Origin of the sequence: Verrucosispora sp. NA02020, assembly GCF_013364215.1 — a bacterium.
Lineage (GTDB): Bacteria > Actinomycetota > Actinomycetes > Mycobacteriales > Micromonosporaceae > Micromonospora.
Genome location: NZ_CP054923.1, coordinates 1,331,783 through 1,344,433, shown reverse-complemented (window position 1 = coordinate 1,344,433; position 12,651 = coordinate 1,331,783). Strand labels below are relative to the sequence as shown.

Genomic DNA, 12,651 nt, shown 5'->3' with positions numbered 1-12,651 from the left:
ACGCTGCGCACCCATAGAGTCACACTGCGCTAGACGCGAGTCAAGCGATTTCGGGAAAGTCGGACTTGCCGGTTCAGCGGGATGCGCGGATCCTGGACTGCCGGGATCAGAGTGAGCCGGTCGAGGCGACGAAGACCTCGCCCGCGCCGCGCACCGTCAGCGCACCACCGTCGGCCGGCCCCACCGCGGCCCGCCCACGACCCAGCGTCACCGGCGCGACGGCGTCGGCCACGGTGACCTCCCCGATGGTGCAGAGCAGGACGCGCGGCCCCGGCACGGTGAGCGTCACCCCGGGCCGGTCGCCCCGCACGGTCACCCGGTGCAACGCGAAGTCCGGCACCGGCACCGGCCAGGTCACCACCCCGTCGGAGACCGGTCGTGACGGCACCACCGGCTCGTCCAGCACCTCGAACCGGAGCACCCGCAGCAGTTCGGCCACGTCGACGTGCTTGCGGGTGAGGCCACCACGCAGCACGTTGTCACTGGCCGCCATCACCTCCACGCCGGTGCCCCGCAGGTAGGCGTGCAGATTGCCGGCCGGCATCCAGATCGCCTCGCCCTCGGCCAGGCGTACCCGGTTCAGCAGCAGCGCGACCAGCACCCCCGGGTCGGCCGGATAGGTCTGCGCCAGCATCGCCACCAGGTCGGCGTCGGGGCCGGTCACCGCCGCCGTCCGGGCCGCCGTCACCAGCGCCTCCCGCTCCGCCTCCGGCCAGGTCAACAGCGTGCGGACCGCCTCGGCCAGGCCCGCCGGCCCGGCACTCAACGCGTCCAGCACCGGCCGCAGCTCCGGTACGCCCAACCCGGCCAGCACCTTCGCCGAGACCGCCGGGTCCCGGAACCCGCACAACGCCTCCATCGGCCCGAGCGCCACCAGCAACTCCGGCTTGTGGAACGGGTCGACGTAGTTGCGCACCCCATCGGCCTGGGCGTACTCGGCGGCATAACCGGCCCGGGCCTGCTCCGCGTCCGGGTGCGCCTGAAGGCTGAGCGGTGCCTCCGCCGCCAGCACCTTGAGCAGGAACGGCAGGCGTACGCCGAACCGGTCGATCGCCGGCTGGCCGAGCCACCGGCCCGGGTCGACGGTGAGCACGTCGATCAACGTCGCCGGACCGTCCGCCCGCGACACGGTGGCCGGCGCGCCCGGATGCGCGCCCAGCCACAGCTCTGCCTCCGGCCCGTCGCTGGGCACCGGCCGCCCCTGGAGTGCGGCGATCGCCGAGCGGGAGCCCCAGGCGTAGTCCTTGATCGGTCCGTGCAGCAGTTCCACCGGTCAGCTCTCCCGTCGACCGGACGCCTCCGCCGGCCCCGCATCCGCGTGATACACGTCCGGCTCCAGATAGATCACCCGGGCCACCGGCACGGCGGCCCGGATCCGGGCCTCCACCGCGTCGATGTTCCGAGCCACCTCCTCGGCGGTCTCGCAGCGCGCCACCGCGACCTTCGCGGCCACCAACAACTCCTCGGGACCGAGGTAGAGGGTCTTCATGTGGATGATCCGCTCCACCTCCGGACCGGCGGTGACCGCCTGCTCGATGGCGGCCACCTCGCTCGGTTCCGCTCCCTCGCCGAGCAGCAGGCTCTTGGTCTCGATCGCCAGCACCACCGCGATGGTCACCAGCAGCAACCCGATCATCGCGGTGCCGGCCGCGTCCCACCGGCCGTCCCCGGTCGCCAGCGTCATACCCACCCCGAACAGGGCGAAGACCAGACCGACCAGCGCGCCGAAGTCCTCCAGCAGCACCACCGGCAGCTCGGGCGCCTTGGAGCGGCGGATGAACCTGGTCCACGACTCCCGTCCCCGGACCAGGTTCGACTCGACGATGGCGGTGCGGAAGGAGAAGGACTCCAGCACGATGGCGACCAGCAGCACCGTCACCGGCACCCACTGCCAACTGGTGATGCCGTGTGGGTCGGACCACTTGTGCCAGGCCTCGTAGAGCGCGAAGAGACCACCGAGGCTGAACAGCACGATCGAGACCAGGAAGGCGTAGACGTAGCGCTCCCGGCCGTAGCCGAAGGGGTGCTGCGGCGTGGCCGCCCGGCGGGCCCGCTTGCCGCCGAGCAGGAGCAGCGCCTGGTTGCCGGTGTCGGCGACCGAGTGGATCGACTCGGCCAGCATCGACGACGAACTGGTCAGCAGGTACGCGACGAACTTCGTCACCGCGATGCCGAGGTTGGCCAGCAGCGCCGCGACGATCGCCCGTGTGCCACCCTGGCTGCTCACGCCCCGGATCTCCCGCGACGTGAGCAGCCGGTGCGAGGAGCCGGGTCACCGGGCCGGCCGGCTCGCTCGCTGCGCTCGCTCACTGGTTGGACAGCTCCTTCATCTCGGTGATCGCCGGCACCGCCATCGGGTCCAGGCCGTGCGCCAGCGCCAGATAGATCGACGCGAAGTCGGGCACCGCCACCAGGGAGGCCAGTCGTTCCAGCGCCGAGCCGCCCTCGGCGGTGACCACGTCGCACCGTACGCCACGTCGCTCGGCGAGGGTCTGCACCGCCTCCGCGCGTCGTTCCTCGACCGCGTGCGGCTCGTCGGTGTCGTCCTCGGCGTTCAGACCCCCGTCGCGCAGCAGGACCAACCGCAGCCGGGTGTCCCCGTCCTCGGCGTCGTCCGGGTCGGCGAAGATGTCCCGGTCCCCCTCCGCGAGGCCGCCGAACACGCCGTCGAGCAGACCGACGCGTCCCCGGCCCGCCTCGCCGAGCGCGCCGGTGACCACCGGGTACCGGGCGTTGGCGGAGAGCGTGTCGCCGAAACGGCGGGCGGCGACCGACGCCAGCGGCGACGATCCCCAGACGATCGGGATCGACCCGGCCAGGCCGAGCGCCAGCGACTTCGCCGGGTTGACGAAGGACTCGGCGGTCGGCCGGCATCGGTCGGCGTCGGCGTCCAGCCGGGCCGCCGTCTCGGCCAGGTCCGCCTCGTTCACCTTGACCAGGCCGAGGGCCCGCGCGGCCATCAGGACCGGCACGGTGAGCCCCCAGAGGCTGGCCCGGGCCGGGGCCCGCCTCGGCACCGGGATGAACGGGGAACGGGCCCGCTCGGCCACCGAGTGCAGCGGCGAGTCCGGTGGGGCCACCGCGACCAGTCGGGCCCCGCGACGGTGGGCGGCCTCGGCCGCGCCGAGCGCCTCGGGGCTGCGCCCGGAGGCGCTGATCGCGATCACCACGTCGGCCGCGCCGACCCAGCCGGGTACGCCCGCGCTGCGGTGCGCGATGACCGGCACCGGACACCGTGGCCCGGCCACGGTGGCCAGCACGTCACCGGTCCGCCCGGCCGTGCCGATGCCGGCGATGACGACCGCCCGGGGTCGTCCGTCGTCGCCGAGGACGCCGAGGTTGGCCTCGGCGGCCAGGGCCGCCGACTCGCGGACCTGTGCGCCGGCCGAGGCGGTGTGCCGCAGCATCCCGCCCGGATCCCGCTCGGCCAGCGCCTGCGGGTCGTCGAGGAGCCGGTCGTCGGCATGGCGGTGGCCGCTGACGCCGGCCGTTCCGTCGATCACGACCGCTCCGCAGGGCCGCGCGCCTCGTCCAGCAGCAGCACCGGCACGTCGTCACGGACCTCGAAGATCCGGCCGCACTCCGTGCAGGTCAGCGTCTGGGCCTGCGCGTCGTAGTCGAGCGGTGCATGGTGTGTGTCCGGGCAGGCGAGGATTTCCAGCAACTGCGGGTCGAGGGCCACTGCGCGGCTCCTTCCACGTATGCGGCTTCACCGATCGACGGTGCCGACCGGCGCGAGCGATCCTATCGGCGAACCACGGCCAGCACGTCGTCGCGCAGGGCGGTCATCCGCTCGGCGGTCGGTGCCTCCACGTTGAGCCGCAGCAACGGCTCGGTGTTGGAGGCACGCAGGTTGAGCCACGCCCCGTCGGGGAAGCGCAGCGTGAGGCCGTCCAACTCGTCGACCTCGGCGTCCGGGTACGCGGCCCGCACCTCGTCCACCTTCGCGGCCTGGTCCCGTACGGTGGAGTTGATCTCCCCCGAGGCAACGTACCGCTCGTACTCGGCGGCCAGCGTGGACAGCGGCAGCGGCTGCTCGCCGAGCGCCGCCAGGGTGTGCATCGCGGCCAGCATCCCGGTGTCGGCGAACCAGAAGTCCCGGAAGTAGTAGTGCGCCGAGTGCTCGCCACCGAAAACGGCGTTGGTGCGGGCCATCTCGGCCTTGATGAACGAGTGCCCGACCCGGGCCACCACCGGTTCGCCGCCGTGCTCCCGGATGATCTCCGGTACGGCGCGCGAGGTGATCAGATTGTGGATCACCGTGGAGCCGGGGTGCCGGGCCAGTTCCCGGGCCGCGACCAGCGCGGTGATCGCCGAGGGCGAGACCGGCTCGCCGCGCTCGTCGACGACGAAGCAGCGGTCCGCGTCACCGTCGAACGCCAGCCCGATGTCGGCGCCGTGCGCCACCACGGCGCGTTGCAGGTCGACCAGGTTGGCCGGGTCGAGCGGGTTGGCCTCGTGGTTCGGGAAGGTGCCGTCGAGTTCGAAATAGAGCGGCACGATCCGCAGCGGCAGCGCCGACAACGCGGCGTCACCGAGCACGCTCGGCACGGTGTGCCCGCCCATGCCGTTGCCCGCGTCGACCACCACGGTCAGCGGCCGGATGCCGGAGAGGTCCACCAGCGTGCGCAGGTGTGCGGCGTACGCGGCGAGCAGATCCCGGCGCTCGACCGGGGCGCTCGGCTCACCGAGCGGCTCGTCCTTGTCGAGCAGGGCCTGTGCCCGGTCCCGGACCTCGGCCAGCCCGCTGTCCTGTCCGACTGGACGGGCACCCGCGTGGCACATCTTGATGCCGTTGTACTGCGCCGGGTTGTGACTGGCGGTGAACATCGCGCCGGGCAGCCCGAGCGCGCCGGAGGCGTAGTAGACCATGTCCGTCGAGGCGAGTCCGATCTCGATGACCGGGCGCCCCTCGGCGCGTACGCCGGTGGCGAAGGCCTCGGCCAGCTTCGGCCCGGAGGCCCGCATGTCGTGCCCGATCAGGACGGCCTCGCCGGGCGGGCCGGCCTCGTCGAGCATCTGCGCGAAGGCGGTGCCCAGAGCACCTGCCACCCGCTCGTCCCACTGGTCCGGCACCGTCCCACGGACGTCGTAAGCCTTCACGATCTGGGACAGATCAGACACCGGTTCCACTCCTCGGCCGCAGGTCGGTCAACGCACCTGAGCGTAACGGAGCGCCGGGCCCCGTCCCGGCTCAGCCGGAGAGCCCGCGCCCCGGTTCGTCTTCGTCCCCGCCCTCCGGCCGTCCCGGCACCGCCGCAGACCCGGTCTGGCCCGAGGTCGACGCCACCGGGGGCGCCGAGACCGGCGGGGCCGTCGGCGGCGCCGACACCGGGGGGATCACCGGCGGGGCCGATACCGGCGAGACCACCGGGTAGCCCGACACCGGCGGGTATCCCGACACGGGCGGAGCCGACACGGGCGGAGCCGACACCGGCGGGTAGCCGGACACGGGCGGGGCCGAGACGGGCGGGACCACGGGCGGGGCCGACACCGGCGAGACCACCGGGTAGCCCGACACGGGCGGAGCCGAGACCGGCGGAATCGCGGAGCCGGTGGCGGCCGGTGGTGACGCGTGGGGCTGGTCACCAGGCTCCGGCCGGGCGCCGTACAGACCGCCGGACGGGCGCGGCGACGCCGGGGCGCCGTAGACCCGGGGCGCGGCGGGCCGTGCGGTGCCGTACACGTGCCCGGGAGACGCCTGCGGCACCGGGCCGGGCGGCACCGGCGGAACACCCCGGCCCGGCGGCACCGGCGGTGGCACGACCCCACCCGGCGGCATCGGCGGCGCGACGACCGTGCCCGGCGGCATCGGCGGCGCGGCACCCGGACCTGGCGGCACGGACGCGGCGCCGTGACTCGCGCCGGAGCGGTAGGTGGTGCCGCCCGGGTTGCGCGGCAGCGGGATCTCGACCCGGTCCTGACGCTGCCGCCGGTCCTTCCGGGACCGGACGATCAAGAGCGCGATGAGCAGGACGCCGAGGACGACCATGCCGACGCCGAAGTACATCACCGGCGATCCGCCGGAGGACTGCTCGACGGCCTGGACGGAGCGCACCCCGTCCGCGTCGGCGCGAGCCGGCGCGCCACCGAGCACCACCAGGCCACCCAGGGGCACGCAGAGCGTCGCGAGGCGACGTACCGACATGATCACCCACCGTTCTTCCCCCTGACGGGGGACCGCGGTCAGGCTACTACCGGGGCACGACCCCGGCCGGTCGGCGAGCACCCCGCAGGTGGGGCGCATCACGCCGACGCCGGTACGCCGAGCCGTCACCGAGGGCACGACGCGACTCACTCTGGGTCACAACAACCGTACGGAGTGCCACGAAAGTGTGCTTCTCCGGTAAATTCCCCGTGTGATCGACCGCGAGCAGGCCGAGCAGATCGCTGCGGTGTGGGCCCGTCGCGACTCGGTACGACTCGGGCACGAGTGTCGTCCATCGGTCACCGAGTTCGACCTCGGCTACGTGATCACCTCCACCGTCCCGACACCGGCCGGAGCGCTCCCCGGCGACCTGCCGGCGACCGTGGTCGACAAGCACACCGGCGAGGTGAGCACCTGGCCCCGGGTGGCGACCGAGGTGGTCCAGCGGCTCTACCGACGCAGCCGCCCGAGCGGGCCGCCGGTGCCACGCACGGTGGACCCGGCCGGTCAGCTCATGCGGGAGGTGCACCGGTCGCCCACGCCGACCGTCACCGCGCACCTCACCGTCGAGGGACGGATCTTCACCGCCCGGGGCGCGAAGGGCGACCTGCCGCTGCACCTCCATCCGCTGCTCGACGAGTACCTGGACGGGCTGCCGGCCGGGCACCTGGTCCGTGGTGCCGAACGGCACGCGGAGGTCGTGGTCGTCTCCGACGTGCTGCACCACCACGACCACCTCCGTGCCGCCGAGGGCATCGCCCCGATGTGCCTGGGCGACGCCAAGGGCCTGCTGGCGTCGGCCCGCGTCGAGGTGTTCCGGGTCCGTGAGCCGACGGATCCGCACGCCGGTCCGGCCGGGAGGCCCTGCGACTCGTGTCTGGCCCTGCTGGTGGACTTCGGCGTCCTGCCGGGCACCGCCCGGGACCAGCTCGCGCCCCGGCCGCCCGCCGAGGCACCGGATCCCGTCCCGGGCCGGTCTCCGCCGGAGGTCGTCGACACCGACCTCACCGACTCGCCTCACCTGTCCAGCACCCGACGCGGACCGGGTCAGCAGGTCTGGATCTCCCCGTTCGAGCTGCGGGCGCGTCAGGTCGCGCACTCCGCCGACTCGCTCGCCGACTTCGGGGCGGTGATCGGGGCACGGCTGCTTCCGATCGGCACCGAGGAGCAGCACAGCATCCTCGCGGTGGACGAGCGGGGCCGGGTCTTCGCGCTGGACCAGGCCGGCGAGTGGTTCCTCGGCGCGGACCTGGACGCCGCCCTGGTCACCCTGCTGTCCGGTCGCGCCCCGGCGCGGGTACGCGACGACGGCTCCTGGTGAGGCGCGCTACAGCCGGAGACCGGTGAGGACGGTGACCCGGGGGTCGGTGTAGTCGTCCATGGCGCTGCGCAGCCCCTCCCGTCCCACCCCGCTCCCCTTCACTCCGCCGTACGGCATCTGGTCGGCCCGGTACGACGGCACGTCACCGACGATCACCCCGCCCACCTCCAGCGTCCGCGCCGCCGCGAAGGCGACGTCCAGCCGTCGGGTGAAGACACCGGCCTGGAGCCCGTACGCCGAGTCGTTGACCGCCGCGAAGCCGGCCTCGTCGTCGGTGACCCGGTCCACCACGAGCACCGGCCCGAACACCTCCTCGGCGCGGACCCTCGCCGTGTGGGGCACCCCGCTCAGCACCGTCGGCGGGTACGTCGCCCCGGACCGGCGGCCCCCGGTCTCGACGGCGGCCCCGGCGGTCACCGCCTCGTCCACCCACGCCTCCACCCGGCGGGCCGCCTCCTCGGAGACCAGCGGGCCCACGTCGGTGGCCGGGTCGGCGGGGTCACCGGTCCGCAGTTCCCGCACGGCCGCGACCAGGCGGGGCAGGAAGCCGTCGTAGAGCCACTCGTGGACGAAGACCCGCTGCACCGCGATGCAGGACTGCCCGGCCTGGTAGTTGGAGAAGGTGGCGATCCGCTGCGCGGCGACGGTGAGGTCGGCGTCCTCGGCCCAGTCCGCGCAGATCAGCACCGCCGCGTTGCCGCCCAGTTCCAGCGTGACGTGCTTGTCGGGCACCGCCCGGCGGATCGCCGCGCCGACCGGACCCGAGCCGGTGAACGAGACGACCGGCAGCCGGGGGTCGGTGACCAGCTCGGCGGCCCGGTCGTTGGGCAGCGGCAGCACCGAGAACATCCCGGCCGGCAGGTCGGTCTCGGCCAGGATCTCGCCGAGCAGCAGGGCGGTCAGCGGCGTGGCCGGGGCCGGTTTGACGAGCACCGGCGCGCCGACCGCGACGGCCGGGGCGACCTTGTGCGCCACCAGGTTCAGCGGGAAGTTGAACGGGGTGATGCCCAGCACCGGGCCCTTCGGCACCCGTCGCACCAGGGCGATGCGGCCGGTGGCGGCCGGGTCGGTGTCGAGCCGTTGCAGCTCGCCGGAGAAGCGCCGGGCCTCCTCGGCCGCCCACCGGAAGGTGGAGACCGCCCGGCCCACCTCGGCCCGGGCCCACTTGACCGGCTTGCCGTTCTCGGCGGTGATCAGCGCGGCTACCTCCTCGGCCCGCTCGGCGAGCCGACGTGAGACGTGGTCCAGCGCCGTGGCGCGGGCGTGCGCGGGCAGTTCGGCGGCGGTCGCGGCCACCTCGGCCGCCGCCGCCACCGCAGCCTCGACCTGCTCGGCGGTGGCGAGGGTGGTACGCCCCACCGTCCGGCCGTCGTACGGGTGGTGCACGGTCAGTTCGCCGGCACCGTGGGCGGGACGGCCGGCGACGAAGAACGGGGTGGGTTCCACGTATCGCAGCGTAACTCCGGCAGCCGCCCACGGAAACGGTCGCGCTAGACCTTGTCTGCCGCGAATTCAGTAGCGAAGATGGCACGAAGATTGCGATAACCGCCGCAGCGCGACCCCGGACCCCTCGGAGTGATCCAGCCATGAGTGACAAGCAGAAGCTGCGCAACTTCGTCGACGGCGAGTACGTCGAGCCGGCCGACGGCGGCTACGCCGACCTGATCGACCCCTGCACCGGGGAGGCGTTCGCCCAGGCCCCGGTCTCCGGCGCCGCCGACGTCGACGCGGCCATGAAGGCCGCCGCGACCGCCTTCGAGAGCTGGCGGGACAGCACTCCGGCCGAGCGACAGAAGGCCCTGCTCAAGCTCGCCGACGCGGTCGAGGCGCGGGCCGCCGACCTGGTCGACGCCGAGGTCCGCAACACCGGCAAGCCCCGGCAGCTCACCGCCGACGAGGAACTGCCGCCGGCCGTGGACGAGTTCCGCTTCTTCGCCGGGGCGGCCCGGCTGTTGGAGGGACGGTCGGCCGGCGAGTACATGGCCGGGCACACCTCGTACGTGCGGCGCGAGCCGATCGGAGTCTGCGCCCAGGTCACGCCCTGGAACTACCCGCTGATGATGGCGGTCTGGAAGATCGCCCCGGCGCTCGCCGCCGGCAACACGGTGGTGCTCAAGCCGTCGGACACCACGCCGGTGTCGACGCTGCTGCTGGCGGAGATCGCCGCCGAGTACCTGCCGCCGGGTGTGTTCAACGTGGTCTGCGGCGACCGCGACACCGGGCGGGCCCTCGTCGCGCACCCCACCCCGCAACTGGTGTCGATCACCGGCTCCACCCGGGCCGGCATGGAGGTGGCCGCAGCCGCCGCCCCCGACCTCAAGCGCACCCACCTGGAACTGGGCGGCAAGGCACCGGTGGTGGTCTTCGACGACGCGGACGTCGCGGCGGCGGCCGAGGCCATCGCGACCGGCGGCTACTTCAACGCCGGCCAGGACTGCACCGCCGCGACCCGGGTGCTCACCGGCCCCGGCGTGCACGACGACTTCGTCGCCGCCCTGACCGAGCAGGCCCGCAACACCCGCACCGGCGCGCCGGACGACGAGGACGTGCTCTACGGCCCGCTGAACAACGCCAACCAGCTCGCCCGGGTACGCGGTTTCGTCGACCGCCTGCCCGACCACGCCGCCGTCCAGACCGGTGGTACGCAGGTGGGTGAGCGCGGCTACTTCTATGCGCCCACCGTCGTCTCCGGCCTGCGCCAGCAGGACGAGATCATCCAGGACGAGGTGTTCGGGCCGGTCATCACCGTGCAGCGCTTCTCCGACGAGGACGAGGCGGTGCGCTGGGCCAACGGCGTCGACTACGGCCTGTCCGCCTCGGTCTGGACCCGGGACCACGGCCGGGCCATGCGGATGACCCGACGGCTGGACTTCGGCTGCGTCTGGGTGAACACCCACATCCCGTTCGTCTCCGAGATGCCGCACGGCGGGTTCAAGCACTCCGGGCACGGCAAGGACCTCTCGGTCTACAGCCTGGAGGACTACACCCGGCTCAAGCACGTCATGCACAACATCGAGGGCTGAGCCGGTGAGCGTCGGAAGTGGGCCGGTGCCGCCGGCACCGGCCTCGCACGCACTGCACGTGCGGCGGGGCGCCGCCGTGGCCCGGGGTGTGGGCAGCGTGATCTCCTCCTACGTCGACAGTGCCTCGGGTGGCCTGCTCACCGACGTCGACGGTCGGGAGTGGATCGACTTCGCCGCCGGCATCGCCGTCACCAACGTCGGCAACTCCGCGCCCCGGGTGGTCGAGGCGGTACGCGCCCAGGTCGAACGCTTCACCCACACCTGTTTCATGGTCGCCCCGTACGAGTCGTACGTGGCGGTCTGCGAGCGCCTCAACGCAGTGACCCCGGGTGCCTTCGAGAAGCGGTCGGCACTGTTCAACTCCGGTGCCGAGGCGGTGGAGAACGCCGTGAAGATCGCCCGGCACGCCACCGGGCGGCCGGCGGTGGTGGTCTTCGACCACGCCTACCACGGCCGGACCAACCTGACCATGGCGTTGACCGCGAAGAACATGCCCTACAAGCACCGGTTCGGGCCGTTCGCCGGTGAGGTGTACCGGGTGCCGATGTCGTACCCGCTGCGCGACGGCGGGCTCGACGGCGCCACCGCCGCCGCCCGGGCGATCGAGATGGTGGAGAAACAGGTCGGCGGCGAGAACGTCGCCGCGCTGCTGATCGAGCCGATCCAGGGCGAGGGCGGATTCGTCGTACCCGCGGACGGGTTTCTGCCCGCGCTGCGCACCTGGGCGACGGCGGCCGGGGTGGTCTTCGTGGCCGACGAGATCCAGACCGGCTTCTGCCGCACCGGCGACTGGTTCGCCTGCCAGCACGAGGGCGTCGAACCGGACCTGATCACGCTCGCCAAGGGCATCGCCGGTGGGCTGCCGCTGGCCGCCGTGACCGGGCGGGCGGAGCTGATGGACGCGGTGCACGTGGGCGGCCTCGGCGGCACGTACGGCGGCAACCCGATCGCCTGCGCCGCCGCGCTGGCCACCATCGAGACCCTGCACGAGCTGGACCTGGCCGCCGCCGCCCGGCGGATCGGCGCGACCATGACGGACCGGCTGCGGAGCATCGCCGCACGCGATCCCCGGATCGCCGAGGTACGCGGTCGGGGCGCGATGCTCGCCGTCGAACTGGTGCAGCCGGGCACCCTGACCCCGGACCCGGCCGCCGCGTCGGCGATCTCGGCCGCCTGCCACGCCGCCGGTCTGCTCACCCTGACCTGCGGCACCTACGGCAACGTGCTGCGTTTCCTGCCCCCGCTGGTGATCTCCGACGCCGACCTCACCCGTGGGCTCGACATCCTCGACGCCGCCTTCGTGTAAGGAAGGGTCCCCTGCTAACGCCTCGTGTATAGCAGGGGACCCCTCCTTACATCTCAGCTCAGCGCAACACCTCGACGACGTTGTTGCGGACGAGGTTCTTGCCCGGCTCGCGGATCTGCTCCATCGCGGCGGAGTTGAGCAGCACGCAGCTCGCCGACGGGCCGGTCACCGTCACCGTGGTCGCCCGGTCGTTGTCCAGGTTGGTGACCCGCAACCGGGTGCCGACCGGGAACCGGTCGCTGGTGGCGCCCGGTCCGGCCGCCTCCTCGAAGAAGGTGATCGGGCCCGGGCAGGCCGACGCCGTACCGGGTCGGGCGGCCGGCGGGGAGAACGAGCCGGGCCGGTCGGCGGGCCCGCTCGGCGCTACGGTGTCCGGCCGTGCCGCCGGGCCGTCCAGCCGCTCGACGAGGTTGCGCCGGATGACGTTCCGACCCGGCTCGCGGACCAGTTCCATCGCGGCGGAGTTGAGCAGCACACAGCTGCCGGAGGGGCCGACCACGGTCACCTCCGCCGACCTGTCGTTGTCCAGGTTGGTCACCCGCAACCGGGTGCCGACCGGGAACCGGTCGCTGGTGGCGCCCGGTTCGCCGCCCTCCGCCGAGAATGTGATCGAGCCGGAGCAGGCGCTCTGCCCGGCCGGGCCGCTGTCGGCGAACCCGAGCCCGGTGCCCACCGCCACGGTCGCCGCGGCGACCACCGCCACCCCCGCCGCCAACACGTGCTTCCGTTGCAGCCTCACTGTCGCCTCCCGTTACTCCCCGCCTGCGTTCAGGGGTCGGTACGGGCTGGGAGCGCTACCCAGTTCACCGGCGTGACGCGTATCGAAAACAAAGTTTCGGGTGAACCCTGCGGC

11 protein-coding genes are annotated in these 12,651 nt (G+C 73.3%); 3 read left to right on the top strand and 8 right to left on the bottom strand.

Going from position 1 to position 12,651, the window contains the following annotated elements; all coding sequences use genetic code 11:
• Nucleotides 1-106: 106 nt before the first annotated feature.
• The 6 genes from manA to HUT12_RS05790 form a co-directional block, all read right to left on the bottom strand.
• Nucleotides 107-1,270, bottom strand: coding sequence for a mannose-6-phosphate isomerase, class I (manA, locus tag HUT12_RS05815; RefSeq protein ID WP_176092723.1), 1,164 nt, complete (start codon nucleotides 1,268-1,270; stop codon nucleotides 107-109).
• Nucleotides 1,271-1,273: 3 nt separating this feature from the next.
• The gene (locus HUT12_RS05810; protein WP_131053896.1) at nucleotides 1,274-2,227 is read right to left on the bottom strand and encodes a cation diffusion facilitator family transporter; all 954 of its coding nucleotides are present in this window, start codon (nucleotides 2,225-2,227) and stop codon (nucleotides 1,274-1,276) included.
• A 79-nt stretch (nucleotides 2,228-2,306) separates the two neighbouring features.
• Nucleotides 2,307-3,503: an SIS domain-containing protein gene (locus HUT12_RS05805; RefSeq protein ID WP_131053897.1), complete on the bottom strand. Its 1,197-nt coding sequence runs from the start codon at nucleotides 3,501-3,503 to the stop codon at nucleotides 2,307-2,309.
• Nucleotides 3,500-3,682 (bottom strand): Trm112 family protein, encoded by a 183-nt coding sequence (locus HUT12_RS05800; protein WP_013731721.1) that lies wholly within the window; start codon nucleotides 3,680-3,682, stop codon nucleotides 3,500-3,502. The genes HUT12_RS05805 and HUT12_RS05800 overlap by 4 nt, the downstream gene beginning before the upstream one ends.
• A 62-nt stretch (nucleotides 3,683-3,744) precedes the next feature.
• Nucleotides 3,745-5,124, bottom strand: a complete 1,380-nt coding sequence (locus tag HUT12_RS05795) for a phosphomannomutase/phosphoglucomutase (RefSeq protein ID WP_176092722.1) — start codon at nucleotides 5,122-5,124, stop codon at nucleotides 3,745-3,747.
• Between the two features lie 70 nt (nucleotides 5,125-5,194).
• Nucleotides 5,195-6,148 (bottom strand): hypothetical protein, encoded by a 954-nt coding sequence (locus tag HUT12_RS05790; RefSeq protein WP_176092721.1) that lies wholly within the window; start codon nucleotides 6,146-6,148, stop codon nucleotides 5,195-5,197.
• Nucleotides 6,149-6,359: 211 nt separating this feature from the next.
• On the opposite strand from HUT12_RS05790, the gene HUT12_RS05785 reads away from it, so the two are divergent.
• Nucleotides 6,360-7,469: a YwqJ-related putative deaminase gene (locus HUT12_RS05785; RefSeq protein ID WP_254876728.1), complete on the top strand. Its 1,110-nt coding sequence runs from the start codon at nucleotides 6,360-6,362 to the stop codon at nucleotides 7,467-7,469.
• 6 nt (nucleotides 7,470-7,475) lie between these two features.
• Here the strand turns inward: HUT12_RS05785 and HUT12_RS05780 are convergent, their stop codons facing one another.
• A complete protein-coding gene (locus HUT12_RS05780) occupies nucleotides 7,476-8,915 on the bottom strand; it encodes an aldehyde dehydrogenase family protein (protein WP_176092720.1) in 1,440 nt (479 codons plus the stop codon).
• 140 nt (nucleotides 8,916-9,055) lie between these two features.
• Here HUT12_RS05780 and HUT12_RS05775 point away from each other — a divergent pair, with 140 nt between their 5' ends.
• Together HUT12_RS05775 and gabT are read left to right on the top strand one after the other, a co-directional pair.
• Nucleotides 9,056-10,492 (top strand): gamma-aminobutyraldehyde dehydrogenase, encoded by a 1,437-nt coding sequence (locus HUT12_RS05775; RefSeq protein WP_131055769.1) that lies wholly within the window; start codon nucleotides 9,056-9,058, stop codon nucleotides 10,490-10,492.
• A gap of 4 nt (nucleotides 10,493-10,496) precedes the next feature.
• Entirely contained in the window at nucleotides 10,497-11,798 is a 1,302-nt protein-coding gene (gene gabT, locus HUT12_RS05770; RefSeq protein ID WP_236145940.1) for a 4-aminobutyrate--2-oxoglutarate transaminase, read from the top strand.
• Between the two features lie 58 nt (nucleotides 11,799-11,856).
• Here the strand turns inward: gabT and HUT12_RS05765 are convergent, their stop codons facing one another.
• Nucleotides 11,857-12,537 carry a hypothetical protein gene (locus tag HUT12_RS05765; RefSeq protein ID WP_176092719.1) on the bottom strand — a complete coding sequence of 227 codons (681 nt, stop codon included), beginning with the start codon at nucleotides 12,535-12,537 and terminating at the stop codon, nucleotides 11,857-11,859.
• Nucleotides 12,538-12,651 lie beyond the last annotated feature (114 nt).

Bases quoted from the DNA above. Each gene is read 5' to 3' on its own strand.
- HUT12_RS05775 (WP_131055769.1), top strand. From the start codon at position 9,056: ATGAGTGACAAGCAGAAGCTGCGCAACTTCGTCGACGGCGAGTACGTC.
- HUT12_RS05790 (WP_176092721.1), bottom strand. From the start codon at position 6,148: ATGTCGGTACGTCGCCTCGCGACGCTCTGCGTGCCCCTGGGTGGCCTG.